2 protein-coding genes and 1 pseudogene are annotated in these 2,452 nt (G+C 72.8%); 1 reads left to right on the forward strand and 2 read right to left on the reverse strand.

Features of this window, described 5'->3' with window-relative positions; genetic code table 11:
• Positions 1-1,221 (forward strand): apolipoprotein N-acyltransferase (gene lnt / locus AOK24_RS44585; protein ID WP_055725493.1); only part of this gene is annotated, 1,221 nt, incomplete at its 5' end.
• On the opposite strand, the gene AOK24_RS44590 is transcribed toward lnt, so the two are convergent.
• The gene (locus AOK24_RS44590; protein ID WP_055725494.1) at positions 1,148-2,050 is read right to left on the reverse strand and encodes a Gfo/Idh/MocA family protein; all 903 of its coding nucleotides are present in this window, start codon (positions 2,048-2,050) and stop codon (positions 1,148-1,150) included. The two genes, lnt and AOK24_RS44590, sit on opposite strands and share 74 nt — an antisense overlap.
• 9 nt (positions 2,051-2,059) lie before the next feature.
• Positions 2,060-2,452 (reverse strand): annotated as a pseudogene (locus tag AOK24_RS44595) (hypothetical protein); the annotation flags it as partial.

The raw sequence follows: 2,452 nt of genomic DNA on the forward strand, positions 1-2,452 counted from the left end.
CCGTTCCCCCGGTCACCCACCCCGAAACAGACCGCGACCGCCCTCCTCGTCCTCCCCTCCGCCTGGCTCCTCGTCGAACTCGTCCGCTCCTGGCAAGGGCTCGGCGGCCCCTGGGGCATGCTCGGCGCGAGCCAGTGGCAGGTCGAACCGGCGCTGCGGCTCGCCTCCGTCGGCGGCGTATGGCTGCTCAGCTTCCTCGTCGTCGCCGTCAACACGGCCCTCGCGATCCTGATCGCCGTACCCGCCGCCCGTACGCCCGCCCTGGCCGGGCTTCTCGCGACGGCGACGGCGGCCTCCGCCGCGTACCTGGGGGCGCCGCGCCCCGAGACCACCGGCCGGACCAGGATCGCCGTCGTCCAGGCCGGCGTGGTCGACGGCCCCGACCGCCGGTTCGAGCGCGAGGAGCAGCTCACCCGGCAGCTCGTCGGACAGGATGTCGATCTGATCGTGTGGGGCGAGAGCAGTGTCGGATACGACCTGAAGGACCGCCCCGACCTGGCCCGACGCCTCGCCGCGCTGTCGGGCGCGACCGGCGCGGACATCCTCGTGAACGTCGACGCGCGCCGCTCCGACCGCCCCGGCATCTACAAGAGCTCGATCCTGGTCGGCCCGGACGGCCCGACCGGCGACCGGTACGACAAGATGCGGCTGGTGCCGTTCGGGGAGTACGTCCCGGCACGCTCGCTGCTCGGCTGGGCGACGTCCGTCGGGAAGGCGGCCGGCGAGGACCGCAAGCGCGGCACCCACCAGGTCGTCATGGACGTGGGCGACGATCTGCGGATCGGCCCGATGGTCTGCTTCGAGACCGCGTTCCCCGACATGAGCCGCAGCCTCGCCCGCAAGGGCGCCGACCTCCTCGTCGCCCAGTCCTCGACCTCGTCGTTCCAGCACAGCTGGGCCCCGGCGCAGCACGCGTCCCTCGGCGCACTGCGCGCCGCCGAGACCGGCCGGACGTTCGTCCACGCGACGCTCACGGGCGTCTCCGCCGTGTACGACCCGTCGGGCCACCGCGTCGGCAGGACCCTCGGCACCAGCACGAGCGCGACGGCCGTGTACGAGGTCCCGCTCGCGAACGGCCGTACGCTGTACGCCCGTTACGGCGACTGGACCGTGTACGCGGCCCTCCTCGCGCTCGCCGTGTACGCCGTCACCCTGCGGCGGACACCTCGCGCACGACCCGCTCGCACAGCTCATGAGTCGCCAACGCGTCCCGTGCGCTGAGCGTCTTCCCCGCGCGCACGGCGTCGAGGAACGCCAGCACCGCCTGCTCGATGCCCCGCTGCCGGGCCACCGGCACCCAGTCGCCGCGCCGCCGCACGCTCGGCTGACCCTTGTGGTCGATGATCTCCGCGAGGTTGACGACCTGCCGTTTCGTGTCCTGCCCGGAGACCTCCAGGACCTCCTCGTTCGACCCGCTGAGCCGGTTCATCACGCCGAGCGCGGTGAAACCGTCGCCCGCGAGCTGGAGGACGACGTGGTGCAGGAGCCCGTCCTCGACCCGCCCGCGCACGGTGACGTCCTCGACCTCGCCCGGCACGAGAAACCTCAGCGTGTCGACGACGTGGATGAAGTCGTCGTACACCATCGTGCGCGGGTCCTCCGGGAGCCCTATGCGGTTCTTCTGCATGAGGATCAGCTCGCGCGGATGGTCGGCACACTGCGTGTACCCCGGCGCGTGCCGCCGGTTGAACCCGACGGCCAGCGAGACGCCGCGCGCCTCCGCGAGTTCCACCAGCCGTACGCAGTCGGCGAGTTGGTACGCCAGCGGCTTGTCGACGTACGTCGGTACGCCCGCCTCCAGCAGGCGCGTCACGAGCTCCGGGTGCGCGGCGGTGGGCGCGTGCACGAACGCGGCGTCCAGATCCTGGGCCAGCAACTCGTCGAGCCCGGTGTGCCGTTGGGCGGCCGGCACCCGCAACGCCTCCCCGACGTCCTTGAGCGTCGCGGGCGTTCGGGTGTGCAGGTGCAGATCGACTCCCGGCGATCCGCCCAGCACCGGAAGGTACGCCTTCCGCGCGATGTCCCCGAGCCCGATGCAGCCGACCTTCACGCCTACTCCTCACCTCGCCGTCCGCTCCGCAGCATACGGGGGCCGCCAGTCCGCGATCCCGTCGAAACCGCGCAGGAACAGCGCGGGTCCGGCGAGCGACAGCGCCGCCATCGCCGCGTCCCGAACCCCCGTTGCCATGACCCCGGACAACAGACTCAGCCGCCCCGCCCGTACCGCCTTCCGGGCGACGCCCGGCGCCCTGCCCAGCCGCGCGGCCGTGTACGCGGGCAGGTCGGCGCGGTGGTGGACGTCATGCCGCAGGACGTCCCCTTCGCGGACGGCGTCGAGGACCTCGGGCACGGGGCTGTGCCAACTGCCGTACCGGCGCAGGAGTTCGGCGCGTTCGTCGTGCCCTCGGTGGGGGAAGTGCGGGACGGGGTGCGGGAGTTGCTGTGGGGGATG

This window comes from Streptomyces niveiscabiei, from assembly GCF_001419795.1.
Taxonomy (GTDB): domain Bacteria; phylum Actinomycetota; class Actinomycetes; order Streptomycetales; family Streptomycetaceae; genus Streptomyces; species Streptomyces niveiscabiei.